The 23,791-nt window shown below is 64.9% G+C and carries 20 protein-coding genes; 7 read left to right on the plus strand and 13 right to left on the minus strand.

The features are described from left to right. Positions 1 to 24 precede the first annotated feature (24 nt). Together KCG34_RS10315 and KCG34_RS10320 are read right to left on the minus strand one after the other, a co-directional pair. Positions 25 to 3,018: a molybdopterin-dependent oxidoreductase gene (locus KCG34_RS10315; RefSeq protein ID WP_211940268.1), complete on the minus strand. Its 2,994-nt coding sequence runs from the start codon at positions 3,016 to 3,018 to the stop codon at positions 25 to 27. Positions 3,019 to 3,117: 99 nt separating this feature from the next. Further along, positions 3,118 to 4,104, minus strand: a complete 987-nt coding sequence (locus KCG34_RS10320; protein ID WP_211940269.1) for a VOC family protein — start codon at positions 4,102 to 4,104, stop codon at positions 3,118 to 3,120. A gap of 206 nt (positions 4,105 to 4,310) precedes the next feature. Between KCG34_RS10320 and KCG34_RS10325 the strand changes: the two genes are divergently transcribed. Continuing rightward, positions 4,311 to 5,165, plus strand: a complete 855-nt coding sequence (locus tag KCG34_RS10325; protein WP_211940270.1) for a fumarylacetoacetate hydrolase family protein — start codon at positions 4,311 to 4,313, stop codon at positions 5,163 to 5,165. A 465-nt stretch (positions 5,166 to 5,630) separates the two neighbouring features. On the opposite strand, the gene KCG34_RS10330 is transcribed toward KCG34_RS10325, so the two are convergent. Together KCG34_RS10330 and KCG34_RS10335 are read right to left on the minus strand one after the other, a co-directional pair. After that, positions 5,631 to 7,025: a HAMP domain-containing sensor histidine kinase gene (locus tag KCG34_RS10330; protein ID WP_211940271.1), complete on the minus strand. Its 1,395-nt coding sequence runs from the start codon at positions 7,023 to 7,025 to the stop codon at positions 5,631 to 5,633. Then, positions 7,022 to 7,708 (minus strand): response regulator transcription factor, encoded by a 687-nt coding sequence (locus KCG34_RS10335; protein WP_211940272.1) that lies wholly within the window; start codon positions 7,706 to 7,708, stop codon positions 7,022 to 7,024. The genes KCG34_RS10330 and KCG34_RS10335 overlap by 4 nt, the downstream gene beginning before the upstream one ends. A 181-nt stretch (positions 7,709 to 7,889) precedes the next feature. On the opposite strand from KCG34_RS10335, the gene KCG34_RS10340 reads away from it, so the two are divergent. The 4 genes from KCG34_RS10340 to KCG34_RS26130 all read left to right on the plus strand — a co-directional run bounded on the left by KCG34_RS10340 (position 7,890) and on the right by KCG34_RS26130 (position 14,176). Continuing rightward, positions 7,890 to 9,311 (plus strand): efflux transporter outer membrane subunit, encoded by a 1,422-nt coding sequence (locus tag KCG34_RS10340; RefSeq protein ID WP_211940273.1) that lies wholly within the window; start codon positions 7,890 to 7,892, stop codon positions 9,309 to 9,311. After that, complete coding sequence (locus KCG34_RS10345; protein WP_211940274.1) at positions 9,308 to 10,393, plus strand: efflux RND transporter periplasmic adaptor subunit; 1,086 nt, start codon at positions 9,308 to 9,310, stop codon at positions 10,391 to 10,393. The genes KCG34_RS10340 and KCG34_RS10345 overlap by 4 nt, the downstream gene beginning before the upstream one ends. Next, complete coding sequence (locus KCG34_RS10350) at positions 10,390 to 13,512, plus strand: efflux RND transporter permease subunit (protein WP_211940275.1); 3,123 nt, start codon at positions 10,390 to 10,392, stop codon at positions 13,510 to 13,512. The genes KCG34_RS10345 and KCG34_RS10350 overlap by 4 nt, the downstream gene beginning before the upstream one ends. Positions 13,513 to 13,882: 370 nt before the next feature. Then, positions 13,883 to 14,176 (plus strand): fumarylacetoacetate hydrolase family protein, encoded by a 294-nt coding sequence (locus KCG34_RS26130; protein ID WP_367576035.1) that lies wholly within the window; start codon positions 13,883 to 13,885, stop codon positions 14,174 to 14,176. On the opposite strand, the gene KCG34_RS10360 is transcribed toward KCG34_RS26130, so the two are convergent. From KCG34_RS10360 to KCG34_RS10400, 9 genes are all read right to left on the minus strand, one after another. Then, positions 14,104 to 15,696 carry a tannase/feruloyl esterase family alpha/beta hydrolase gene (locus tag KCG34_RS10360; RefSeq protein ID WP_211940277.1) on the minus strand — a complete coding sequence of 531 codons (1,593 nt, stop codon included), beginning with the start codon at positions 15,694 to 15,696 and terminating at the stop codon, positions 14,104 to 14,106. The genes KCG34_RS26130 and KCG34_RS10360 overlap by 73 nt on opposite strands. Positions 15,697 to 15,764: 68 nt before the next feature. Further along, a complete protein-coding gene (locus KCG34_RS10365; RefSeq protein ID WP_211940278.1) occupies positions 15,765 to 16,439 on the minus strand; it encodes a nuclear transport factor 2 family protein in 675 nt (224 codons plus the stop codon). Continuing rightward, entirely contained in the window at positions 16,432 to 16,983 is a 552-nt protein-coding gene (locus KCG34_RS10370) for a gluconokinase (RefSeq protein WP_211940279.1), read from the minus strand. The genes KCG34_RS10365 and KCG34_RS10370 overlap by 8 nt, the downstream gene beginning before the upstream one ends. Continuing rightward, entirely contained in the window at positions 16,980 to 17,861 is an 882-nt protein-coding gene (locus KCG34_RS10375) for an NAD(P)-dependent oxidoreductase (protein ID WP_211940280.1), read from the minus strand. The genes KCG34_RS10370 and KCG34_RS10375 overlap by 4 nt, the downstream gene beginning before the upstream one ends. Then, positions 17,858 to 18,925 carry a LacI family DNA-binding transcriptional regulator gene (locus KCG34_RS10380; protein ID WP_211940281.1) on the minus strand — a complete coding sequence of 356 codons (1,068 nt, stop codon included), beginning with the start codon at positions 18,923 to 18,925 and terminating at the stop codon, positions 17,858 to 17,860. Before KCG34_RS10380 ends, KCG34_RS10375 begins: the two co-directional genes overlap by 4 nt. After that, the gene (locus KCG34_RS10385; RefSeq protein ID WP_249138295.1) at positions 18,922 to 19,818 is read right to left on the minus strand and encodes an SMP-30/gluconolactonase/LRE family protein; all 897 of its coding nucleotides are present in this window, start codon (positions 19,816 to 19,818) and stop codon (positions 18,922 to 18,924) included. Before KCG34_RS10385 ends, KCG34_RS10380 begins: the two co-directional genes overlap by 4 nt. 5 nt (positions 19,819 to 19,823) lie before the next feature. Beyond that, complete coding sequence (locus KCG34_RS10390; RefSeq protein WP_211940282.1) at positions 19,824 to 20,168, minus strand: hypothetical protein; 345 nt, start codon at positions 20,166 to 20,168, stop codon at positions 19,824 to 19,826. After that, entirely contained in the window at positions 20,165 to 21,295 is a 1,131-nt protein-coding gene (locus KCG34_RS10395; RefSeq protein WP_211940283.1) for an L-idonate 5-dehydrogenase, read from the minus strand. Before KCG34_RS10395 ends, KCG34_RS10390 begins: the two co-directional genes overlap by 4 nt. Beyond that, a complete protein-coding gene (locus tag KCG34_RS10400; protein WP_211940284.1) occupies positions 21,270 to 22,127 on the minus strand; it encodes a cytochrome b561 domain-containing protein in 858 nt (285 codons plus the stop codon). The genes KCG34_RS10395 and KCG34_RS10400 overlap by 26 nt, the downstream gene beginning before the upstream one ends. Before the next feature lie 102 nt (positions 22,128 to 22,229). On the opposite strand from KCG34_RS10400, the gene KCG34_RS10405 reads away from it, so the two are divergent. Further along, positions 22,230 to 23,459, plus strand: coding sequence for an MFS transporter (locus KCG34_RS10405; protein ID WP_211940285.1), 1,230 nt, complete (start codon positions 22,230 to 22,232; stop codon positions 23,457 to 23,459). A 160-nt stretch (positions 23,460 to 23,619) separates the two neighbouring features. Then, on the plus strand, positions 23,620 to 23,784 hold the full coding sequence (locus KCG34_RS10410) for a hypothetical protein (protein WP_211940286.1): 165 nt from the start codon (positions 23,620 to 23,622) through the stop codon (positions 23,782 to 23,784). Positions 23,785 to 23,791 lie beyond the last annotated feature (7 nt).

Raw genomic sequence — 23,791 nt, forward strand, 5'->3', positions numbered from 1 at the left:
CTACGATGAGGTTCCACTTCTTCACTATGCGAATTCCTGCTGGCCTTCGGACGCGGCGACGCCTTGTGGACGCTCCCACTTCTCGATCTGCACCAGGCAGAGCGAGCCGGCCGAAGCGACCGTGCCGCGCGCCTGCATCCGATCTGGCGACAGCAGGTTCATGCTGCCGCCAAGGTCGGGCGTTCCCGGGCCGTCGATCGGCTCGTATCGCGCCGAGGATTCGTAGGAATGGGCGACACCGGGCGCCAAGCGCTCAGTTACATCTGCCGCGCAGATCACCGATCCTCGGCCGTTGAACACGCGGACGAGGTCGTGATGGGCGATCCCCCGCGTATCCGCGTCCCGCCTCGCCATGCGGACGATGTGATAGTAATGGCCGTCTCTGAGCACGCGATGGTCGAGCACGTCGTTGATCGCGCTCGACTTGCCATCTTGCGCCGTATGGAAGCTGAAGCGCTGGTGAGCGATGAGCAGCTGCAAGGGATACTTGGCGTAAAGCGCGGCTGCGTGAGGTCCTTCGAAGGCGCGGGTGTATTGCAGAACCGGTGGCCGGTCTTCGTTTCCTTGCAGCCGCTTCAGAGAGTTCGGCACGAATTCGAACTTGCCTGACTGGGTCTGCAGGCCATGGAGGAACTGGCCGCTGTAGCCGGCCGGCAGCGGATACGGTTCGGGGATGTCCTTGGGCCGACCTTCGTAGAACCACCGCATGTCGACGCCGGTTTTTCGTTGTTCGGTTTCCGGGGGAACGACGAAGTAGCCTTTCCTGAGAAATTTCTTCCAGGAAATGTGCTTGGGCAGGTCGGTCGACTTGTATACCCGCTGGACCCAATCCTCCTCGGAGCTGCCCTCCGAATAATAGGAGCCGAGGCCGAGCCGCTTACAGATGTCCCAGAAGATCTGGTAGTCGGACTTGGATTCGCCCAACGGCTCGATGCACTTGTGCTGCAGCGCAATGACCCGATGGTTCAGCTGAGCCATCCAGTGCAGGCCAAAGCCGCCGGAATTTGACCACTCACCGATGTCGAAGCGTTCGAACTGGGTGCAGGCCGGCAGGATCACGTCGGCGAACTGGGTCTCGCCCTCCATCCAGATCGCTTGCGAGACGACGCACTCCAGCTCCGGTGACTGGTACATCTGCTCGAAGCGCGACGAGCCGTTGATTGTGCTCATGTAGGAGGCGCCGTACTTGTAGAGCATGTGCACCTTGGAATAGCCGGGCGCCGGATAGAAGAACGGCCGCATCTGGTTTTCGGCCGCCATCGGCTCGAGAAAGTATCCCTCGGCGAAGCCATCCAGGATCGCCCCGGGCAGGCGCTGGCGCGGAATGGCCTGCTGGACTGGATTGACGGAGGGCAGGTGCGGCATCCGCACGTAGTTGTTGGTCGCCGACCCGGTCGCCATCAACTCACCCGAGATGCCGCCTTCGCCATACCCCGGGAAGTAGAATTCCAGGTCCACCGGCGCGCCGTTCGACAGGTTGCCGAAGTTGACGCCGGGCTTTCCCCACCCCTGCATGGCCATCAGCATCACCATGGCGCGCGCCCACTGGATGCCGGACGCATTGCGGCACGCCCCGCCGAAACCTCCGCCATTCACCCCGCAACCCAGATAGGTCTTCTTGCGACCCCACTCGCGGGCGAGCGCCCTCACCTCTCGGGCCGAGATGCCGGTCTCGGCCGCCTGCCATTCCGGGGTCTTGTCGACTCCGTCCGTGACGCCCAGGACGTACGCCTTCCACTCGTCGAAGCCAGTGGTGCGGTTCTCCACGAACCACCGGTCGTAGAGCCCCTCCTTCATCCACACGTTCATGATGGCGAGCGCCATCGCCGTATCCGTGCCGGGCCGGATCGGTAACCATTTGCCCCCGACGAACGAGGCGGTCGGGCAGTAATGGGGATTGATGTGCACGGTCTTGATGCCGAGCTCTTTGGCCCAGAGCCGGCGTTCGCTCGCCTCGGTGCCGCCGTAGGCGCCAAACTGCGACTCCGGGTCCGACGACCAATAGATCATCAGTTCACAGTTCTGCAGCGCGTCCTCCAAGGTGCCGTAGCCCCCGGTGGCGCCCAGACGCATGCTGTTGCCGTAATGGTGCATGGCGCCCCAGTACCAGCCTTCCCAGGAGTCGGGATTCAGCACCACACGGGTCACGCCGATCGCGTTCCCGAAACGCATCATGGCGCTCAGGTAGTAGCCGACGTTGCCCCACTGGTGATGCGAGGGGTGGGCAAGCGCAATCGACCCGGGACCGTGCGCCTGCTTCTGTCGCACGATCTCGTTGGAAACGATTTCCAGGGCTTCGTCCCAGCTTATGCGAACGTAACCCGACTTTCCCCGGTTCTGCGGGTTGCGCTCCCCGTTCGGGTCGAAGTCCATCCGTTTCATCGGGTGGAGCAGACGCTTGTCCGAATAGACATTGGCTTTCATCGACAAGGCGTGAGGCGCCACTAAGGCCTTCTTTCGCGGAGCGAAAGTGCGTCCCCTCGCCGTCAAGGTCCAACCGCAACGGTCGTCTTCCGTGAACTCGATGATGTTGGTGCGGACGATCCTGCCGTCCTTGACGTAGACGTGCAGCGGGCCGCCGTTGGTCATCTGGGTGTAGCGCGTTGAACCGTCGCGCATCGCCTCGCCATAGCGCCAGGCATCGGTCTCGAGCTTGTTGGCCAGCTGCATGAACCAGGCGATCGCCTCGTCGTCGCCCATGAGAAACACACGGAAGTTTTTCCCTGCGTGGACGGTCTCCGCGTAGTTGACCGGGGGGGTCAGGAGCGTCACGGCGGTGTCGACGTCCTTGAACATCATCGTGACATCCGCACGGGGATGCGGACCACGGCGTGAGGCCACCCTGCCGCCCTGGAAGATGTAGTGGCGGGCGATCGAATTGTCCTTCAACCCGATCTGGACCACGCAGTCCCGCTTCCCCAGATGGGCTCGGAAACTCGGGCTCGACTTCGCCTTCATGCGGAACAAGTGCGTCAGGCCGACCAGCGTAGCCTTCAGCCTTAGGCTCTTCATATCCATGCTTGCATCCTTTGCTGGAGCGTTCGAACGCATCCAGCCGCGGCCTCGGCTGCTACCAGGTCGGAGATGACCGGACGTCGGTCGCGGCGCATCTGGTCCTCAGGCGTGGCTTCCAATGACCCGGTCCAGTTCATCAGGGGGGGCGTCCGTCAGACCGGGGATCGGAGGCATATGCATGCCCCACTGGACATTCAACAGTTGCGCGAGGGACCCGATCCCGCCCCCGTCCGCGGCGCGCATCTTGTCGCCATCCGTCCAGTGCTCGATCTCGTGGCCCCACGGATCGAGCCAGTAGTCGAACACCTGGCTGCCGAGGACATGGCGGCCGACGCCCCAGTATGGCTTGTGTCCAGCCCGCTCGAGGTAGTCGTGCCCGACCATCAGATCGTCCAAGTCGCGGACCTCGAACGCCGCGTGCATGAATGCGGGCGCGTGCGGGGCCTGGAACAAGAAGAGGGTGTGATGGTCACAAGGCTCTTCACCCCGATCGCATCGCATGAAGCCCCCGATCGTCACTCCAGGCGCCGGCTGAATTTCGTCAGACGTGATCAGGCCGAAGCGCTCCTTGTACCAGGCTTCAGACCTGCGGAAGTCCTTCACCGCCAAAACGACATGGCCCAGGCGCAAGACGTGGGCCGGGCCTCGTTCCAGGCGACGAACCTCGCCGATCCTTGGATATTCGCCGTTCTGGTTCCAGGGGCCGTTCGCTGTGGGTGAGATGATCGGGGCCATCTGTTGGCCGGCGACCACGTCGACCGTGAAACCGTCCGGGTCGGTGAGACGCACCCGAAAACCCCCACCCGGGGATTCGAGGGCTTCGACCGGAACACGGTCGTGCGCAGCCAGGCGATCCAGGTCAGCGCGGTCCTTCACCCAGATGCCGTATCCCGCAAAGCCCGGATCGCCCTGTTCGGTGGCATGAATGAAGGGCCCGGCCTGCGCCCCGCGCATGTAGATGGGCCCGCCCTCGGGCATGCCGGGTTTGGCGTCCGCCATCCCGAAATCCAGCAGGAACCGGCGCATCAAATTGAGATCGGGCGCTCGAAAGCGCACGAACGCAACGTCGATAGCCTTGGTGATGCTCATTTTCAGCTGATCCCTAACGGTTCCTTCCCCGGTCGGCGAACCGCCGCGCGGGCCGGCTTCGCGCTGCGGAACCACGCATCGACGGGCAGGCGACCAGGCGACGTCGTCCTATTTTGGACTATACGGTCATGAATGAACGATGTAGTCAATCTCCAACTGGCTGGCGCGCAGGGCGCTCGCCTCGGGAGAAGCACTCAGGATCTGTCATGAAACTTGCCCGGTTCACCCACGCCGGCGTCACTTCGATCGGCAAGATCGAAGGCGATCGGATCATCGACCTTGCAGCCATCTTGGGGCGTCGCGGCGCTTCGATGCGGGCCCTGCTCACCGACTTTCCGACGCTGAAGCCCCAGCTCGAGCAGACGAGCGCGCCGAGTCTGCCTCTGTCCGAGGTCCGGCTCGAGGCGCCCATTGATGATCCCCAAAAATTTCTGGCGATCGGCATGAACTACAAGGCCCACGCCGATGAAGCCGCGGCGGCAGGCATTCCGACGCCAAAGAGCCAATTTTGGTTCAACAAGCAGGTCAGCTGCATCACCGGACCCTACGACGACGTCGTTGCCCCGAAGGACTCCGAGCAGGTCGACTACGAGGCCGAACTCGCCTTCGTCATCGGCAAGCGCTGCCGGCATGTCCGTCGCGAGAACGCCCGTGAGGTCATCGCCGGATACATGGTGTGCAACGACGTGACAGCGCGCGACTGGCAGTTCCGGTCGCCCACCTACACCCTTGGCAAGTCATTCGACACGCACGGGCCGGTCGGGCCTTGGCTCACCACCGACGACGAGATCGCCGATCCCCTCGCGCTGGAGCTGAGCCTGACCGTCAACGGCGAGGAACGCCAGCGCTCCTCCACCGGCGACATGATCTACAACATCTACGAACAGATCGAATACCTTTCGACCGTCATGACCCTGGAGCCGGGCGATCTGATCACGACGGGCACTCCATCAGGTGTCGGCATCGCGCTGGACAAGTTCCTCAAGCCCGGGGACGAGGTCCGTGTCGAGATCAGCGAGCTTGGCCATATCTGTAACCGCATCGTCGCCGAGGAGTCATGAGGGAGAGCGTGAGGGGCCTCGCTCTTGTTCAGTCCCGCCTGGCCACGCCGCCGGAGCCCCTGGCTCTCCAGCCATCAAGCAGCAACAAAGTCCGTTCGATCCGCCCGACCTCCGACGGCACGAGATCGAGCCCGGCCGGCCAGCCGTCTCGAGCAAAGTGATCGCAAACCCAGCGTACAGCAAGAAAGCCCGCATTGCGCCTGCGCGTCGCTAAGCGGTTAGATCATTCCCCGGCTCGGGGCCCCCCCGTTCGAGGCCCGCGTCAGCGCAGTATCGTGAGAGGCGATATGCAGCAGGGTCACGTCGAAATCTATGTGTCGGACTTCGACGCATGCTCTCGTTCTAAGACCTTGGGTTAGAGCTACGCCTGCTCGGAAAGGGCGAGCGCGTCGGTGCTCGAACCTGCGCCATTTGCTGCGCGTTTGCACCTGCTTCGCCGGCCAACACGCAGACGATGTGCGCCAGTCACCTGGCGCGCGTGCGCGCTCTGGTGCTCAGGGCCTTCGCGGCCGCGCGCTCCTCAGCCAGACGTCGCAGGAGGGCTGGAAGTGGGCGGTCCCCTCGCTCGACTATCCCCACGGCCAGGGCCTGCGGCGGACCTACCCGCCGGAGGTCGTCCGCTACGGTACGTCGCGGTATTTCGATAACGATCCTCAGTCCCGCGCCGTTGGCGCCCGCCTCCGCTCGGACCTCGCCGGCATGGTGCTCCACCGCTTCCCGGGCGAGCGCGAGGCCAAGCCCGAAACCGTCCGTGGCGTCCTTTTCGCCCTCCAGGCGCTTGAAGGGTTCGAAGATCTCCTCTCGCGTCGCCTCCGGCACGCCGGGGCCTTGATCGATAACCTCGATCCTGAGGCGTTCGCCGCGCAGGCTCGTTTGGACCACGACCTCTCCGTCCGGCGGCGAGTACTTCAGGGCGTTACGGATCACGTTCTCGAACGCGCGGTAAAGCAGTTCGCCATCTGCAAAAGTCACGAAGGGCGCTTCCCCCGCGAGACGGACATGGCAGCCCCTGACCTGCGCCTCGAAATTCGCGTCCTCGACAATGGCGGCCAGAAGGTCGAGCAGATCGATGGTTTCGGTCGCCGTCAAAGATTCACCTGCTCGCAGGCGCGCAAGGGTCAGAAGCTCGCTCAGCAAGCTTTCAAGCCTGTCAGCTTCACGTTCGACCCGAGCGAGCATCTCGGTTTGACGGTCCGGCGATTGCCGCAGAAGGCCGATCGCCACGTGCAGGCGCGCCAGCGGCGAGCGGAGCTCGTGCGAGACGTTGTGCAACAGCCGCTGTTGGGCGAGCCAGAGGAGCTGGAGCTGCGCAGCCATGCCGTCGAACTCGCGAGCCAGGTCGGCGATCTCGTCGCGACGCCGGCCGATCTGGGGCACGACGCGGGTCGCGAGTTGGCCAGCCGCAACAGCGCGGAACCCTTGGCTCAGATGCGCCAGGGGCAGCGCCAGGTACCAGGCGACCGCGGCGCTGAAGACGAAACTCACCGCGGCGCCGATCAGGAGCGGGGTCGTCTGAACCACCCGCGGCCCCGCCACAGCGAGCAGATATTGACCGCCGTCAGGCGCCGTGAGCCGCTCGGCGCCGCCGGCGAGCACCAGGCGGCCGTCGCCGCCGACAAGCCGCCCGGCGAGATCGTAGAGGGCGAGCGGACCTCCCGTCTTGCGCTGGTCTTCGAGCAGGGGCCGGGCCGCATCCAAGCCGTCCGTTTCGATGATGCGTCGCGCCGCGCTGGCCAGCGCGGCGGCTCCGCCCGGGTCTCCCTGGGTCGCCTTGAGCAGACTGGCGCCGATAAGAAACGAGCAGCCGGTGGCGAGCCAAAAGGCCAGGAACAGCTTCCAGAAGAGACGGCCAGGCTTCATGAGCTCACGAGCTGATAGCCCTGGCCGCGAACGCTCAAGATCCATGACCCGCCATCACCGTGGGCGCCCAGCTTCTGGCGGATGCTGCTGATGTGGACGTCGATCCGTCGGTCATAGGGCGTAAGCGGTCGCCCCAGGGCGTTGAGCGATAGCTGATCCTTGCTGACGAGTTGCCCCGCGTGGCGCGCCAGCTCCTCCAGCAGGCTGAACTCGGTGCCGGTGAGTTCGAGGGGCTTGCCGCGCCACTCCGCCCGGCGGCTCGCCGGCCACAGTTTCAGCCTGCCGCTGGCGATGGGGGCGTTCGCGCCCGGCTCCTGGTGGGCGGAGACACGTCGCAGGATTGCACGGATGCGCGCCACCAGCTCGCCAGGGGAACAGGGCTTCGGCACATAGTCGTCGGCGCCGAGATCCAGGCCGGCGATGCGATCGATCTCGTCGCCGCGCGCGGTCAGGAGCAGGACGGGCACCTTGCTCGCCCGGCGGATCCGCCGCAGCACCTCGATGCCCGACAGGCGCGGCAGCATCACGTCCACGACCACCAGGTCATAAAGTCCGGACAAGGCCTCGGCCTCTCCCCGCTCGCCGTCGTGGGCCGCGTCGACGCCGAAGCCCTCGCGATCGAGGAACTCGGACAGCATGGCCGTCAACTCGCGGTCGTCGTCGATCAGCAGGATCTTCGGCATTCTCACGGCTGAAGCTGGGCTCAACAGGGCCTTCTCTAGCGTCGCGGCGGGGCTCGGCGCCGCAGGCTTTACGCTCCTTAACACAACTTTTTCCCAGCTTTACTCCCCCGGCGCCCCCTCCAACACGCGGGTGGGCTAAGCGAAGCCTTGGATATGAACGTCAAAGTGTCGGAGCGCCACCTTGGTTCGCCTGCGCCTGCTCGCGCCAATTTTCGCTTTGCTCGCCGGAGCGTGCACGGTGGGGCCGGACTACCGTCGCCCGCAGCTTCGAGTAGAGCGCGCATGGCGGGCGCCGTTCCCGCATGGCGCGAGGAGCAATCGGCTGATCGGGTGGTGGGCCCGTTTCGACGACGCGGTCCTGACGACTTTGCAGGCGCGCGCCGAGCAGGACAGCCCGAGCCTTGACCAGGCCGTCGCCCGCATCGACGAGGCGCGCGCCACCCTCGCCGCCAAGCGCGCGCAGAACCGACCAAGCCTCACCGGCTCCGCCTCCTACACACGAGAGAGCGATCAGGTTTCCGTCGGCGCGGCCTCGCCCCAGCTGGCGGAAAGCGGCCTTCAGGGGGGCTCGGACGCAAGCTGGGAGCTCGACCTCTTCGGCAAGGTCCGACACAACGCCCAGGCGGCGAAAGCGCGCGTCCAGGCGCGGATCGACGACTGGAACGACGCCCGCGTCTCGCTCGCCGCGGAAGTCGGTGACGACTATGTCCAGTACCGCGGCTGCGAGCAGCTGGCCGAGGTCCTTCGCGAGCAGTCGGAGTCCCAGGAGGCCACCGCTCGCCTGACGCGGATCAGCGCCGACGCCGGCTTCCAGGCGTCCTCCGACGCCGCGCTCGCGGAGGCGGCCGCAGCGAGCGTCCGGGCCTCTTACACCGACCAGCTCGGTCAGTGTGACCTGCTGGTCAAGAGCCTGGTCTCGCTAACGAGCCTGGACGAGCCGGAACTGCGGAAGCTGTTGCAGGCCCGCTCGAAGATCCTGCCGTCGCCACCGACGCTCGACGTCGAGAGCGTGCCGGCCGACCTGGTGCGCCAGCGCCCCGACGTCGGCTCGAGCGAACGCGAGCTCGCGGCCACGAGCGCGGAGATCGGCGCAGCGGTCGCCGACCTCTATCCCAGCCTCACGCTCTCGGGGTCCATCACCGCGGTCTCCGGCCTGCAGCAGTGGTCGATCGGCCCATCGCTATCGCTGCCGATCTTCGACGGGGGCCAGCGCCGCGCGAACGTTCGCTCCGCCCGCGCGAGCTACGCCTACCAGCTCGCCGCCTACCGCAAGGTCGTGCGCGGCGCGATCCTCGACGTCGAGCAGGCGCTGGTGCGGCTCGACGTCGCCCGCCGAAGCGAGGGCGACGCCGAACGGGCCGCCACCGGCTACCGAGCCACCTTCGTCGCCACCGACCAGCTGCGCCGCGCCGGCGGGGCCAGCATGCTCGATCAAGAGACCGCCCGCCGCAACGCGCTTGACGCGCAGGAGACCCTGATCAGCGTCCGAGTCACGGAAATCCGCCAGTGGATCGCCCTCTACAAGGCGCTCGGCGGCGGCTGGGACGCCCATGTCACACAGCCCCTTGCGAGGGGCCACCTCACCGAAGAGCATCAGCCTTGAACGCCCCCCTCCTGCGCGTGGCGCTGCGCTGCGCCGCCATCCTGTCCGCCGCGACCTTGGGCGCCTGCAGTGCTCCCGCCCAGGTCGCTCCTACGCAGGCGCCCAGCCTGACGGTCGAAGTCGTAAGGCCGGAGCGCCTGACCTGGCCGCGCGAGGTCGCCGCCAGCGGCGGTCTCCAGCCGTGGCAGGAGGCGATGATCAGCGCCGAAACCGGGCCCTTGCGGATCACGAGCCTGCAGGCCGACGTCGGAAGCCGGGTGAGACGAGGCGCCGTGCTGGCGACCCTCTCCCGCGACAGTTTGCTCGCCGAGCGCGATCGCCTGCGCGCGCAGCTCGCCCAGGCCCAGGCCAGCCTCGCCCAAGCGGACAGCGACGTGGCGCGCGCCGCCGAGGTGAGGACGAGCGGGGCCTTGTCCTCACAGCAGATTCAGAAATACGAGGTGACGCAGCAGACCTCCCGGGCCACCGTGGCCGAGCAGCGCGCGCAGCTGCGCAGCATCGAGATCCAGCTCGGCCAGACCAACGTGCTGGCGGTGGACGACGGCGTGGTCTCGTCGCGATCGGCGCTGCTCGGCAAGGTGGTGAATTCCGGCGACGAGCTTTTCCGGCTCGTCCGCCAGGCGCGCATCGAATGGCAAGCCGAGCTCGATGCGCGGCAACTCGCCCAGGTCAGCGCTGGCCAGCCGGCGCGCGTCACCCTTCCCGGCGGGCAGCAGGTGGCCGGCGTCGTGCGGCTAGTCTCTCCCACCTTGAGCAATGCGACCAGCCGGGGGATCGCCTATGTTCAGCTTCCGGCGCAGTCGCCGGCGCGAGCCGGCATGTACGGAAGCGGCGTCATCGACGTCGGGACCGGCGACGTCCTGACCCTGCCCGACACCGCCTTGGTGCTCCGCGACGGACGCGCCTACATCTTCGTGGCGACGCCCGACCAGCACGTGCGGCAGTTCCAGGTGAGCGCAGGGGCGCGGCGCAACGGCCGTGTCGAGGTCGCCGGCGTCACCGCAGACGCGCGGGTCGTGAAGAGCGGCGGCGCCTTCCTCAGCGACGGAATGACCGTGCGCATCAGCGGAGCGGCGAAATGAACGTCTCGGCGCTGTCGATCAAGCATCCGGTCCCGGCCGTCCTGCTTTTCATCCTCCTGACTGTGTTCGGGATCGTGGGCTTCCACCGACTGCAAATCCAGCAGTTCCCGGACATGGACCAGCCGACGGTCAACATCAGCGCCGCCCTGGACGGGGCCGCGCCCGAACAGCTGGAGACGGAGGTGGCGCGCAAGATCGAGGACAAGCTGACCTCGCTTCGGCAACTCGATCACGTCACGACCACGATCAGCGAAGGCGCCGTCAACATCAGCGTGAGCTTCACGATCGATAAGGACTCCAATGAGGCGGTGCAGGAGGTCCGCAACGCCGTCGACAGCGCGCGCAACGAGCTGCCCTCGGCCTTGCAGACGCCGACGGTGTCGAAGGTCACGGCCAGCAACTCGGCCATGCTGACCTATACGATCACCTCCAAGACCCGCGGCGAGGAGGAGCTCTCCTGGTTCGTCGACAACGACGTGACCAAGGCGCTGCAATCGGTGGCGGGCGTCTCGAGCGTCACGCGGATCGGGGGCGTCCAAAGGGAGGTCCATGTCGATCTCGATCCTGCCCTGATGGGCGGGCTGGGCGTGAGCGCCTCCGACGTCAGCGCCAAGCTGAAAGCGATGGAAAGCGATCACTCCGGCGGCCAGGGCGAGGTGGGAGCCGGCCGTCAGTCGCTACGGACCTTGGGCGCCGTGCACGACGCGCAGGACCTGGCCGCCGTAAGCATTCCGACGGCGGCCGGCCAGATGGTGCGGCTCGATCAGATCGCCGCGATCCGCGACTCTCACCTTGAGCGCAGCTCACGCGCCTTCCGCGACGGCCGCGAAGTCATCGGCTTCTCGGTGAAGCGCTCGCTTGGATTTGGCGACGCCGCCGTGGCCAAGCAGGTGCGCGCCGCGATGCAGGCGTTCGTCGCTCAACACCCCGACGTGCAGATCGTCGAAGCCAGCAATACGGTTACGCCGATCATCGACAACTACACAGGCTCCATGCACCTGCTCGTCGAGGGCGCAGTGCTCGCCGTGATCGTCGTGTGGTGCTTTCTACGCGATTGGCGCGCGACGCTGATCTCCGCCACCGCCCTGCCGCTGTCTATCATCCCGACCTTCGGCGTGATGTACCTGTGCGGCTTCAGTCTGAACATGGTGACCCTGCTCTCGATCGCCCTGGTCATCGGCATCCTCGTCGACGACGCCATCGTCGAGGTCGAGAACATCGAGCGCCACCTGCGGATGGGCAAGACAGCCTACCAGGCGGCGATGGAGGCCGCCGACGAGATCGGTCTGGCCGTGATCGCCACCACGCTCACCCTCGTCGCCGTGTTTCTGCCGACCGCCTTCATGGGCGGCATTCCCGGGAAGATCTTCCGCGAGTTCGGCGTCACGGCCTCGGTCGCCGTGCTCGCGTCGCTGTTGGTGGCGCGCCTGCTCACGCCCATGATGGCGGCCTATTTTCTACACGCCACGAAGCACCACGACCGGGACGGCGCGGTGAAGCGCCGATACCTCGCCGCCATCGGGACGACGCTGCGCCATCGCAAGACCACCGTTCTGCTGGCGGGCCTCTTCCTCGTGGTGTCGCTGACGATAGCGCCGCTGCTGCCGACCGGGTTCATGCCCGCCCAGGACAACGCCCAGACGCGCGTTACGCTCAAGCTCCCTCCGGGAAGCACCCTCGAGCAGACCACCGAAGCGACCAGCCAGGCCGCCCGCCTCATCCGCCAGGTTCCCGAGACGCGCCACATCTTCGCCGACATCGGCAGGGGGACGAGCGGCGCCGGCGCTGACGCGACTTCGACCAGCGATCTCGGCAGCGCCACGCTCACCGTCGATCTCGCGCCCCGCGGCGAGCGCCGGCTCAAGCAATCGGGGGTGGAGCAGAAGATCCGCGAAGCTCTGCAATCGCTTCCCGGCGCGCGCGTGAACGTCGGCGGGTCCGGCAACGGCGAGGTTCTGCAGATCGTGCTGGCCAGCGACGACGGCGGCCTGCTGGATCGCACGGCGGCGAAGCTGGAGCAGGAAATCCGCGGGCAGCTGCACGGCATCGGCAATGTGACCTCCAGCGCTTCGCTGCAGCGACCGGAAATCCAGATCCGCCCCGACTCTGCGCGCGCCGCCGCGCTCGGCGTCACAAGCTCGGACATCGGCGACGCCCTGCGGCTCGGGACCTACGGCGACTATTCGGCTTCCCTGCCCAAGCTCAACCTTTCCGATCGTCAGATCGATGTCCGGGTGCGGATGGATCCGGCACTGCGCGCCGATCCCGACGCCATAGGCCAGCTGCGCGTCAACGGAACCAAGGGCCAGGTGGCGCTCGCCTCGCTCGGCGACATCGGGTTCGGCAGCGGTGCGTCCGAGATCGACCGCATCGACCGGACGCGGCAGGTCACCCTGTCCGTCGAGCTGAACGGCCGCGCCCTCGGCGAGGTGATGCGCGAGGCTATGCAGCTTCCGACACTCAGGTCCCTGCCGACCGGCGTCAAGCTTGTCCAGCAGGGCGAACTGCAACGCAGTTCCGAGTTGATGGGCAGCTTCGCGCTAGCAATGGGCATCGGCATTTTCTGCATCTATGCCGTCTTGGCTCTGCTGTTCCATGACTTCCTCCAGCCCGCGACCATCCTGTCGGCGCTGCCGCTCTCCCTCGGGGGCGCACTTTTCGCCCTGCTGGTCGGCCGGATGAGCTTCTCCATGCCTGCGGTGATCGGGCTGCTGATGCTGATGGGGATCGTCACCAAGAATTCGATCCTGCTCGTCGAATACGCGATCATGGCCCGGCGAAGCCGCGGCCTCTCGCGCGTAGCGGCGCTGATCGACGCCTGCCACAAGAGGGCGCGGCCGATCGTGATGACCACCGTCGCCATGGGCGCCGGCATGGCTCCCACGGCCATCGGTTTCGGGGCGGACCCGAGCTTTCGTCAACCGATGGCGGTCGTCGTGATCGGCGGCCTGCTCACCTCGACCCTGCTCAGCCTGCTCGTCGTGCCGGTGATCTTCACCTTTGTCGACGACCTTGAGGTGCGGCTGCGAAAGATGGGGGCCTCGCTGCTGACGCATGGATCGCAGGCCGTCGACCGCAAGGCCCCCCGCAGATATATGAGCGGAACTGAGCGCGGATGACGCACAGCGCTCTCGGCTTTCGGCCGGACAGTTGGAGCAGGCTCCCCAGGTCGCAGCGCGTCGCAGCCGCTCTGGCGATCGTCGCGCTGCACCTTGTTCTGCTCATGGCGATCCTGTCGCAGGCCGCCCCGCCGCCGCCTGCGCCGCGCATGGATGCGAACCCTCGTCCCGCCGCCTGCGTCGGATCACGCGCAGCCGGCGGCCGAGGTCCGCCGGCCCCTTCTGCCCAAAGCCGAGACCACCGCCGATTCCGCGGCGCCGGCCGCCGGACGCGCCAGCGCGCGGCTGCGATCAATGCCGCACGAGCCAAGACGGTCGCGGGCGCTTTCATGGCCGTGGCGCGGTTAAACGGCCTTGGGTGCGGCGCGGCGTGCGCGGCCTCAACGATCAGGAGTGCCCCGAAGGAATCCGAGCAGGTCGACTAGAGGCCGAACTCGCCTTCGTCATCGGCAAGCGCTGCCGGCATGTGTGTCGCGAGAACGCCCGTGAGGTCATCGCCGGATACATGGCGTGCAACGACGTGACCGCGCGCGACTGGCAGTGCACCGCCTCGCAGATCGCCTCGGCGATGTCGAGCCGTGTCCAGATCGGTCACCCCACCTTGGGCTTTGTTCTCGTGCAGACAAAACTGTCGGCTTGGTCAGCCGGTCCCACACCCTTGTAGCGGTCAGTCGCCGGATAGGCGCACAGAGGCCGAGTCATTGGCGGCTGCTTCGGCTCCGGCGCACCAAGCGGCCCCGGAAGTCGGGCGGCGATCAAGCGGTCTGGAGCCTTGCTGCTCGAGGCCCATTGGTCGATCGCCGCCAAGGTGTCGATGGACGAAGGCCCTTCGCCGCCCGAGCAGTGGTTCATGCCCGGGATCATGAACAGGCGCAGTTGGGTCTGCGTCTGCTTGGCCGTGATGCTCTTGGACAGGGTCCCGTAGAACGCCACGGTGTTGTTGGCCGGGATCAGCCCGTCAGTCCAGCCGTGGCTCAAGAGCAGCTTGCCGCCGCGGGCGAAGAACGGTCCGAGGCCCCTAGGATCCACGTCCAGAATCTTGGCTCCGTAGTCCCGAGCCCGGGCGGAATCGGTCCCGTAGTCGAAGCTCCGGAAATCCCAGCCCTTCTCGGATCCGAACACCAGGGCGCGCATATAGCTGGTCGCAATTGGGAAGGGTTCGGGTCCGGACATCAACGCACTGAGCTCCAGTTCGCTGCCGGCAGGCCAGCCGCTCAAGAGCCGCTTGCCGGTTTTCGGGTCGCGCACGCCGCCGTAGACGGCGCGCAAGGTCTGCACCTGCTCAGCGGTAAGGCAGTCGGCGGCATCGCCAGCCTTGCACTGGACCACGGCCGGATCGAACTTGCAGGCCTGGGGATTGGAAGCGATGCCGTCCTTGAGCCCATCCTTGTCATCGCACTTCGCGATGTAGGCCTTGTGCGCCACAGCCAGCTTGGCCAGCGTGAGCTTCGCCCCAGGCGACCGCACCGCCTGGTAACCGGTCCACAGGCTCTGGGTCATCAGGCCGGTCATCGGGTTGGCGGGAGCCATGGCCGAGATGGCGTCGTAGTCCTCGGGGAAGCGGAAGGCCTCCATCAGCCCTTGCCGCCCGCCGGTGGAGCACGAGTTCCACAGGGACATCCTCGGCCCGGATCCATAGAAGTCGCTTACGGCGGCCTTGGCGGCGACGGTCATGTCGTGGACGGCACGGTAACCGAAGTCGATCAGCTTCTCGGGATGGCCTGCGGCCCAGTCCCCCGTCAAGGCATTGCCGACGTGGCCGGTGTCGGTGGCCGCCACGGCGTAACCCCGCGACAAGGGCTCGCCCAGCTGAAAGTAGCTGATCGACCCGGCCCATCCCCCGTTGCCGATGCCCACGAACTTGCCGTTCCAACCCGAGGCCGGCATCCAGACCTCGACTTTGATGTCGGAATCCGGGCTCGGCTTCAGGGTCGCCTCGATTCGGCAGAAGGCGGGCAGGTTCGCGAAGCCGGTCGCGGCGACGCCTGGCGGCGCCTCGGGTAGGGCGGCGGGCTTAAAGCCGCCGGCTGGCACCAGGGTCGCCGCCGTCACCTTGCCCTGGGGCAGAGCCTGCCCCGCCATCTGGGCGCAGTCCTTGGCGGCCGCCGGGCTGGCGATCGCCAGCAAGCCGCCGAACGTCATCACCGCCCCGGCCAGCAGCCTCGCCCTGCCGTTTACAGCCATCGTCATCTCTTCCAAAAAAGCTTTTGCTTTGCCCTAGGCTATTTCGACCCGTCGCCACGCGAGGCCGCTTAGGCGGGCTGCTCGTCACGCCGACATCGCTGTTCTTTGATAGCCCAACCCGCGCCGGTCCACGTCTCAAACGGCTCTGGACACGGCGGAATGGAATCTTGGACTGACGACGGTGTATAGGGATTGTGGTAGGTTGTGTCTTGAACATCGGGATGGGTGATCGCCATAGATCGGGCCATCGATAAGTCATTCACCCAGCCATCAGAGAACGAGCATTTGGCCGTCCTGAACCAATGCAGGCGCCATATCTGCCAGCGCCCGTCATCAAAGACGAAGTCGCAAGCATAAGCGCCAAAAGACCAAAGTGCGACCGGAGGGCCGCCATCAGGAGGTGTGACGGCTTCGATGCCCGGAGATCTCCAAACCCCCTTTGCGGTAAGTCCGTCTCCGGCAACCTCGATCATCGGTGTCGCGAGATAATGAATGAGAAGGTTGCCTTCGAGCGCCATCACGAACTTGTCTTGGTACAGCCGGCGTACCGCCTCCGCTCCAACATAGACACCGCCATCGCCGATCTCGACCGACACGTCTGGCCTGTGCATAGCGAAGAGCGCGACATGGCTCCCAATGTTTTTGGGAGTATGATTGACGGTATAGCGACCCATGAGGTTCTGAATATCGGTCACGGACCGAAGCCTAAAAAGCTCGTGTTTGATGGCTTCGAGCTCATTCATGATAGGAGCACTGCATATCGGTGTAGCCGTCTGGTTTGCGGAGGGAGCCGATTCCGAGATCCGGCACGGCGCTCAAGACGGCGCGCACCTGCGACGGCGTGTCCATCAAACCGTCGATCAAGACCGCGAACTCATCCGGTGTCGGCAGTTCGAGCGTGGCCAGTTGGCTATCCAACAGGCTCGCCGGCATGAAGTGGTCACGGCCAAGCATCCGCCCAACCAAATCCCCATATGGAACGATCGGAAGAACGAACAGGACATGGCCGCACCGCATTCTGATCAAATCGCGATAACGGCGGCGTAGCGCCGAGCAGGAGGCCACCCCGCCTCCCTCCGCCGCCAGGAGAGCGGCCGATACCTTCTCAAGAAATGGGCGGCGATCGTCATCCGTCAATGAGATCCCAGCCGACATCTTCGCGACATTAGCTGGGGGGTGGCAATCGTCACCTTCAATGAACGTACGACCGATCCGGTTCGCCAGATCTCTGGCAAGGGTCGACTTCCCGCAGCCGCTCACCCCCATGACAACGATCGGGGTGCTCATACCCGGCTGCCGGCCGCAAGATCGAACAACCGCATATATTCGGCGCTGTCGGCTGGCCCGAATCCGCCCGCCACGAGCATGCGATGCAGATCCGCGATCATTGACGTGACCGGCATCGGTATGCGCCGCGCCAGCGATGCCGCCTGCACGGTTTCGAGATCCTTGAGCATGTTGTCAATGCGTCCAGTAGGCGAATAGTCACGGTGCGCCATCTTCGCCATGAATTCCTGCAGGATACGCGAGTCCGCGCGACCGCCGGCGAGAGCCGCCGGGATCATGGCTGCATCTACGCCATGCGCCTCGGCGAACCGCACTGCTTCGGCAACGGCGAGGAACGATGCCGCGCACAACACCTGATTGATTGACTTAACCGTCTGGCCGGCGCCGGGCGCTCCAAAATGCGTTATGTTCTTCGACAGGAATGACAGGACCGAACGCGCCCGTTCGACATCCTGTTCATCGCCTCCGACCATCAACGTAAGCTCACCCCGAGCCGCAGCTGGCGCGCCCCCCGAAAGCGGGGCGTCGACCCAGCCCATCCCGCAGTCGCGACGCAGCCGTTCAGCCATCTGTGCGGTTCGGCCGGCATCGATGCTCGACATGTCGATCAGAAGCTTTTCGCTCGATCCGACGGACACGAAACCATCGTCGCCGAAAACGACACTTTCCACGATATCTGCCGTGTTGAGGCTTGTTATAACGAAGTCGCACGCCGCGACGGCCGCCTCGGCCGAGGCGGCGGCAGTCGCCCCCATCGCGGCGAGAGCGCTGATACGATCTTGCGACTTGTCATGGACGTACACGTCGCATTGCTGCTCGATGAGACGGTGCGCGATCGCTGAACCCATCACGCCAATCCCGATAACGGCAATCTTCATTCCGTGGTGTCCCTGATCGACGCGCGGTCAATGATATTCAAGCCGACATCAATCGATTGCGGTTCGTCCTCGATCTCGCCACCAAGAAGATCGAGCAGAAGATGACCCGCGCGCTTTCCGAGCGCATGGAAGTCGACTTGAATCGTGGTCAGCGGCGGGTTGATCACGCGGCCGATTTCGAAGTCACCGAACCCTAGGACCGACAACTGCCCCGGCACATCGACACCGCGCCGCTGGCATTCGGTCACGACGCCGACGGCGGAGAGATCCGAGACGGCAAAGACCGCCTCGAGCGCAGGTTCCCGATCGAGCAAGATGCCGATCGCCTCCACGCCGTGATCATAGGAAACAGGCGCAGCTCCATGTCGCAGGACGAGCTCGGTTGAAATGCCGTGAGCGCGTAGTTCTTCCTCGAACCCCTGGATACGCGCTTCGCCACGATAATCGCCTTGATCGCGATCAGGGCGGCTGGCGACGGCGCCGATTCGTCGGAAGCCACGGGAAATAAGGTGACGCGCGGCAACCCGGCCGACCTGATGGTTCGAGAAGCCGACGGCGTGCTGGATCGGCTCGCTCGAAAGGTCGGCGAGTTCGATGACCGGTACATCCGCCATCATCAGCATCCTGGCGACCGATCGCCTATGCTTCGCGCCCGTCAGCAAAATGGCCTCAGGCCGACGTTCGAGCAGAGCTGTCAGCTGACGCTCTTCTTCTCCGAGATCGTAGTCGGTGTATGAGATCAGAAGATGATAATCCTTTTCGCGCAATACCTCCGTGAGACCGTGCGCAACCATCGAGAAGTTGGCATTTGTCAGCGTCGGGAGGACCAGCGCGATGAAGCCTGTCCGCCGGCTCGCCAGGGATCCTGCGGTTCGATCCGGTACATAGCCGAGATCGGTGATCGCCTTTTTTACCCGATCGCGCGTTGCCGGCAGCACAAGGTCGGGTTCGCTGAGAACGCGGGTCACGGTCATGCGGGAAACACCCGCGAGCCGCGCCACATCACGAATAGTGGGTCGCTGCGGCCCGCGTGCTTTCCTGGCGCTGCCCGTATCGTTGCTCATGGCCGCTGAATGCCCCTCCTGTTGAGATAGATGGCATACACCGACGTCGAGGCGCATATGAACAGACGGCTGTTCGCTCGGCCGCCGAAGGTCAGATTGGAGACAACTTCCGGCACAAGGATCTTGCCCAGCAGGCGACCATCCGGCGAAATGCAGTGCACGCCGTCGGCGGCGCTGGTCCAGATGTTGTCGTCCTCATCGAGCCGGAATCCGTCCGCAGCGCCAGGCGATACGACGTGGAAGACGTCGCCACCGCTAAGCTTCCCCCCCTCCCCCACAGAGAAGCGTCTGATGTGACGCTTCGCGTCGGGGTCAAACATCGCGGCGGTGTCGGCGACGTACAACAGGGTCTCATCCGCCGAGAAGGCAAGCCCGTTTGGGCCCGCGAAGTCGTCTGCGGCAACGTCCAGGCGGCCGCTTTCGGGATCCAGCCGGTAGAGGTTGCAGGGTAGCTCCTGCGGCGCGCGCGCCCCCTCATAGTCCATCTTGATCCCGTAGTGAGGATCGCTGAACCAGATTGTTCCGTCGGATTTGACGACAACGTCGTTGGGAGAATTGAGGCGCTTTCCCTCGTAGCGATCCGCAAGCACGGTGACGGAACCATCGTGCTCCGTTCGTGTGATCGCGCGAAGCCCGTGCGAGCAACTGATCAACCGGCCTTGCCGATCACGATAGTGACCGTTCTCGAAATGAGAGGGCGCTCGATAGACGGATACCCCACCGTCTTCGATCCAGCGCATGACGGCATTGTTCGGGATGTCGCTGAACAGCAGCATGCCCGCATCCCCGAACCAGACCGGCCCCTCGGTCCAGCGGAAGCCGGTCGCGAGACGCTCCAGGGGCGCGTTGTGCAATACATAGGTCGCAAAGACCGGATCGAGCGTTTCGAACATCGTCGTCAGACACCCACCAGCGTCTGATCGACGAGATTCCCCTCGCTCATGACGTGGTAAAAACGCCCTTCGAACATTTCGAGAATTTCGAGGGTGACAACTCGCGCCTTTGCCCGAATGTCCGAGGCCAGCGCAGTCTCCACCGCCTTCATCGAGGGATAGTCGATCTGCTGAATCATCACGATCGGCAGCGCATCGTCATCAGCTTTGTCGACCCGGAGCAACCGGACGTTGCTCGCCTCAGGAAATTGCTTCCACAGAGGCGCGAGGCGCTGCTGGATCTCGGAGAAGAATCGTTCCTCATACCCGGGCTTGATGCGGCCTTCGAAAATGGCGGTCCGCGTGATCATTGCGCATCTCCCGAGATGGCGAGGTGGAGTTTGACCACGCGCGAACGGTCACCCGCGCGCTCGAACGCCGTGACCGCGTCTTCAAGCGGGAATGTTCCCGACAGTATTGCGGTAACGTCGATCGCGCCGGAGACGATGAGATCGACGGCCGTGCGGAATTCGTGATTGGCGCGGAATGAGCCGATCAGATCAATCTCGCGCGACTGCAGTATGTTGACTGGAACCGGATGATCGCCGGGGGGCATCATGCCAAGCTGAACGATGGTTCCGCCGCGCCGGACGATCTTGAACAGTGAGGCCAGCGCGGCGGGCGCGCCCGATGCCTCGAAGGCCACATCGAAATAGCCGCCGGCGGCCTCATAGCCCGACAGGCCGTCCGGGTTGGTTCGAACATTGACGGTCGACGAGGCGCCCATCAGCTCACGCGCGACGCGGAGCGCTGCATCTTCCATGTCGGTGGCTACCACTTCGGTCGCACCCGCGAACACAGCGGATCGCATCGTCAGCAACCCAATGGGCCCTGATCCCGTCACGATCGCGCGCTTCCCCATCATCGATCCTGCCCGGGCGACGGCATGAAGGCCCACGGAAAGCGGCTCAGCGACGGATAGCTTGAGGAGGTCGGTATCGGACGGCACGGGGATGATCTGATCCCGGCGCAGAACGAGGTGTTCGGCGAAGCCGCCCTGGACGTGGGGAAAGCGGCCGGCGGAGCCGAGAAAAAACATGTTCTCACAAAGGTTGTTCCGACCGCCGCGGCAGCGCGCGCACGTCAGGCACGGCCGGCTCGGATCGAGGGCGGCCTTCATGCCGACCTCAAGCCCGGTCACCTCTGCGCCCCACTCGACGACCGTTCCCGAAATTTCATGCCCCAGCGCCATCGGCTCGCGCACCGCGAAGTCGCCCACCGCGCCGCGATGAAAGTAGTGCATGTCGGATCCGCAGATTCCGCCGAAGGCGACCGCGACTCTCACCTCATCAGGAGCAAGCGGCCGATCCTCGCGTGTTTCGATCCGCAGGTCCTTCTTCCCGTGACAAACCGCCGCACGCATCGCTCCACTCCTTGATAGGACCGTTCCCATAGCCATTCCATCCATCGCTTCAACCGTGCGGCTGATGTTGCGCATTAGCCGTTCGTCCGTTTGACGCCTGCTCAGGGCGGAACTCCCGGCGCCTCACCCCGAAGCCGATAGGACGGACAGTGTTGCCGGGATGGACCGGATCAGCTCCCCAGATCGCCTGGTACGTGTCGATGCACAGACCAAGGCGCTGCCAGATCGCAAAACACAGCGCGGCGACGATCCACCAAAGGCCGATGACGAGCCACATCCACCGTGGCGCGTCAACGAGGATCAGACCCATGACTGCGGTGGCCCAGCTGAGAAGAACAGCAACATATCCACCGGCCTTGTGAACGTGTTCGAATACGATCCGCCTCCGCGTCATGTCATAATGATCCCCACGTTCGGCCGCGCGACCAGTCGCAACATCCGCTGGTGCGCCTTTCGAGCCTCGGAGGAGGCCTGACAGGATCTGTAGCCCGCCGAGAGTGACGACCGTCCAGCCAGCCGCGACGTGCAGCAACATCAGCAAGCCGGTTGGTCGCGGCAAATCCCAAACGAGCCAAATTGCGCCCAACGCCAGGACATAGCCGAGTGCCTGGAGCAGCCTATGCCAGTTCCACCAGGTCTTATTATCAAGTTCCTTCGGCCAATTCTGGCTGGGAAGGACCTTGAAAAAGCGAGCGACGAGGATGCCGATTGGCATAGCAACAACCCAGCCGGCCACCATCAGACGCGCGTGCCAGGCTATCGGCATTGCGAGATGGTGATGCAAATCGCCGCTCCAGGGACGCATGAGCCAATGCACGACCGGGTCGGCGCCACAGGTCAAAAGAGCGCCGATCAGCGCGGCGGCCGCAGCCGCGACAATCCCGATCGGAATACGATACGCTTTCACGATACTCTCGCAGGCGCCGAGCCGCTTGATCGCGGCATGTGACCGAGCACATCTTGCCGCGGCGGCCCCGCGCTGTAAACAGGCTTGCGGGAAAGGATCGCTATGAAAAAACTGTCTACGACGGAGAACCATCTCCTTGTGCTGCTCGCCTGTGCCGAGGCGGCCTTGCTGCTCGACCGCTTGGCGGTGGGCTTTCTGGCGCCGTTCCTGATTCCCGATCTGAAGCTGTCCAACCTTCAGCTCGGGCTTCTGTCCTCGCTCTTCTCGCTGAGCTTCGCTGTGTCCGGGTACTTGGTGAGCTCCCTAGCGGATCGATTCGGGCGGCGGTGGACCTGGATCACCGCCCTTATCCTTCTGTTCTCGGCAGCCTCTGCCGCTTGTGGGACCAGCAACAGCTTCACGTCATTGGCGGCGGCACGCATCGTGCTTGGAACGCTTGAGGGCCCCTTTCTGCCAATTGCACTCGCAGTCATGCGCGAGCGCTCGTCGCCGGCCCGAAGAAGCTTCAATCTTGCCTTCGTCCAGAATGTGGGCGCCTTCCTGCTTGCGCAGCTTGCCGGTCCGATCATCCTCATCGGGCTAGCCGTGCATCACGGGTGGAGAGCCGCGTTTTTGTTCACAGCCGTTCCGGGTGTGGGCATCGCGGCGGTGATGTTCATGATGCGCCGCAATGTCGCGCAGGGAGTACGGCCCCTCGCGCAGACGGGCGTCGCTACAACCACAGCCGAGGCGGCTTGGGACCGCAACGTGTGGGTCTGCGTCGGCATCGCCGCGTGCATGGGATCGTGGATCCTGCTGCAAATGACGTTTCTGCCGAAATACCTCGTTCAGGCAGGTTTGACGCCGACGCATATGTCACTCGTCATGAGCCTGCTAGGGGTAGGTGGCTGCGCCGCCTCGATTACCCTGCCGCCGTTGTCAGACCGTCTCGGTCGGCGCTACGCGTTGCGTATCGGCATCGCACTCGGGCTTATCGGCCCGCTCGTCGCGCTCACCGTTCATGCACCGCTGGTGCTCTCCGTCGGCATTCTTGTGGGCTCGATCGGCCTAGGCTGCGCTCCACTTTATACGTCGATTATCCCGGCCGATAGTAGCGGTCATGCGTCGACTGCTCGCGCGATGGCCATGGTTGCAGGGTCGTCGGCGATATTCGGCGGCGTGATTGCGCCATCGATCGGCGGCATACTCGCGGACCGGTTTGGCTTAAGCGCGATCCTGGTCCTGGCCGATGTGCTCGCGGGGTTGGGACTCCTCCTGACGCTCTGGCTCAGGCGGCCGATCGTCACTGACACCGTCGAAGCAGCCGTCACTCTACAAGCCACCACGTCCTAGGCTGAGGCTCGATCAAAACCTCAGGGCGATGGCGGTTGCAGGCGCCGCGACCGACATGTCGGCGAAGCGCCGCAAACATTCCCTCTTGCAATGTCGGACCGACGCGCCGTATGTGAACGTGCACATCGCGGTAACGGCCGCATTTATGGGAGGGGCAGATATGTCACTGCTGCTCATGGAACACGCGCTCGGGCGTTCGGTCGGCGCTGCGAGCCAGTATATCAACAACGCCGAGGATAAGGTGCGGGCGCAGGGCGCGGTGCTAGGCGGGACTTTCCTGGGCAATGTGCCCACCTTCGGCGCCCGTCTCGGCCTCAAGTTCTGAGCCGGCG

This window comes from Phenylobacterium montanum (assembly GCF_018135625.1).
Taxonomy (GTDB): Bacteria; Pseudomonadota; Alphaproteobacteria; order Caulobacterales; family Caulobacteraceae; genus Poindextera; species Poindextera montana.

Bases quoted from the DNA above. Each gene is read 5' to 3' on its own strand.
- KCG34_RS10380 (WP_211940281.1), bottom strand. From the start codon at position 18,925: ATGAGCAACGATACGGGCAGCGCCAGGAAAGCACGCGGGCCGCAGCGA.
- KCG34_RS10320 (WP_211940269.1), bottom strand. From the start codon at position 4,104: ATGAGCATCACCAAGGCTATCGACGTTGCGTTCGTGCGCTTTCGAGCG.
- KCG34_RS10325 (WP_211940270.1), top strand. From the start codon at position 4,311: ATGAAACTTGCCCGGTTCACCCACGCCGGCGTCACTTCGATCGGCAAG.
- KCG34_RS10335 (WP_211940272.1), bottom strand. From the start codon at position 7,708: ATGCCGAAGATCCTGCTGATCGACGACGACCGCGAGTTGACGGCCATG.
- KCG34_RS10365 (WP_211940278.1), bottom strand. From the start codon at position 16,439: ATGAATGAGCTCGAAGCCATCAAACACGAGCTTTTTAGGCTTCGGTCC.
- KCG34_RS10395 (WP_211940283.1), bottom strand. From the start codon at position 21,295: ATGCGCAACATCAGCCGCACGGTTGAAGCGATGGATGGAATGGCTATG.
- KCG34_RS10410 (WP_211940286.1), top strand. From the start codon at position 23,620: ATGTCACTGCTGCTCATGGAACACGCGCTCGGGCGTTCGGTCGGCGCT.
- KCG34_RS10360 (WP_211940277.1), bottom strand. From the start codon at position 15,696: ATGGCTGTAAACGGCAGGGCGAGGCTGCTGGCCGGGGCGGTGATGACG.
- KCG34_RS10405 (WP_211940285.1), top strand. From the start codon at position 22,230: ATGAAAAAACTGTCTACGACGGAGAACCATCTCCTTGTGCTGCTCGCC.
- KCG34_RS10390 (WP_211940282.1), bottom strand. From the start codon at position 20,168: ATGATCACGCGGACCGCCATTTTCGAAGGCCGCATCAAGCCCGGGTAT.
- KCG34_RS10370 (WP_211940279.1), bottom strand. From the start codon at position 16,983: ATGAGCACCCCGATCGTTGTCATGGGGGTGAGCGGCTGCGGGAAGTCG.
- KCG34_RS10375 (WP_211940280.1), bottom strand. From the start codon at position 17,861: ATGAAGATTGCCGTTATCGGGATTGGCGTGATGGGTTCAGCGATCGCG.
- KCG34_RS10350 (WP_211940275.1), top strand. From the start codon at position 10,390: ATGAACGTCTCGGCGCTGTCGATCAAGCATCCGGTCCCGGCCGTCCTG.
- KCG34_RS10385 (WP_249138295.1), bottom strand. From the start codon at position 19,818: ATGTTCGAAACGCTCGATCCGGTCTTTGCGACCTATGTATTGCACAAC.
- KCG34_RS10315 (WP_211940268.1), bottom strand. From the start codon at position 3,018: ATGGATATGAAGAGCCTAAGGCTGAAGGCTACGCTGGTCGGCCTGACG.
- KCG34_RS10330 (WP_211940271.1), bottom strand. From the start codon at position 7,025: ATGAAGCCTGGCCGTCTCTTCTGGAAGCTGTTCCTGGCCTTTTGGCTC.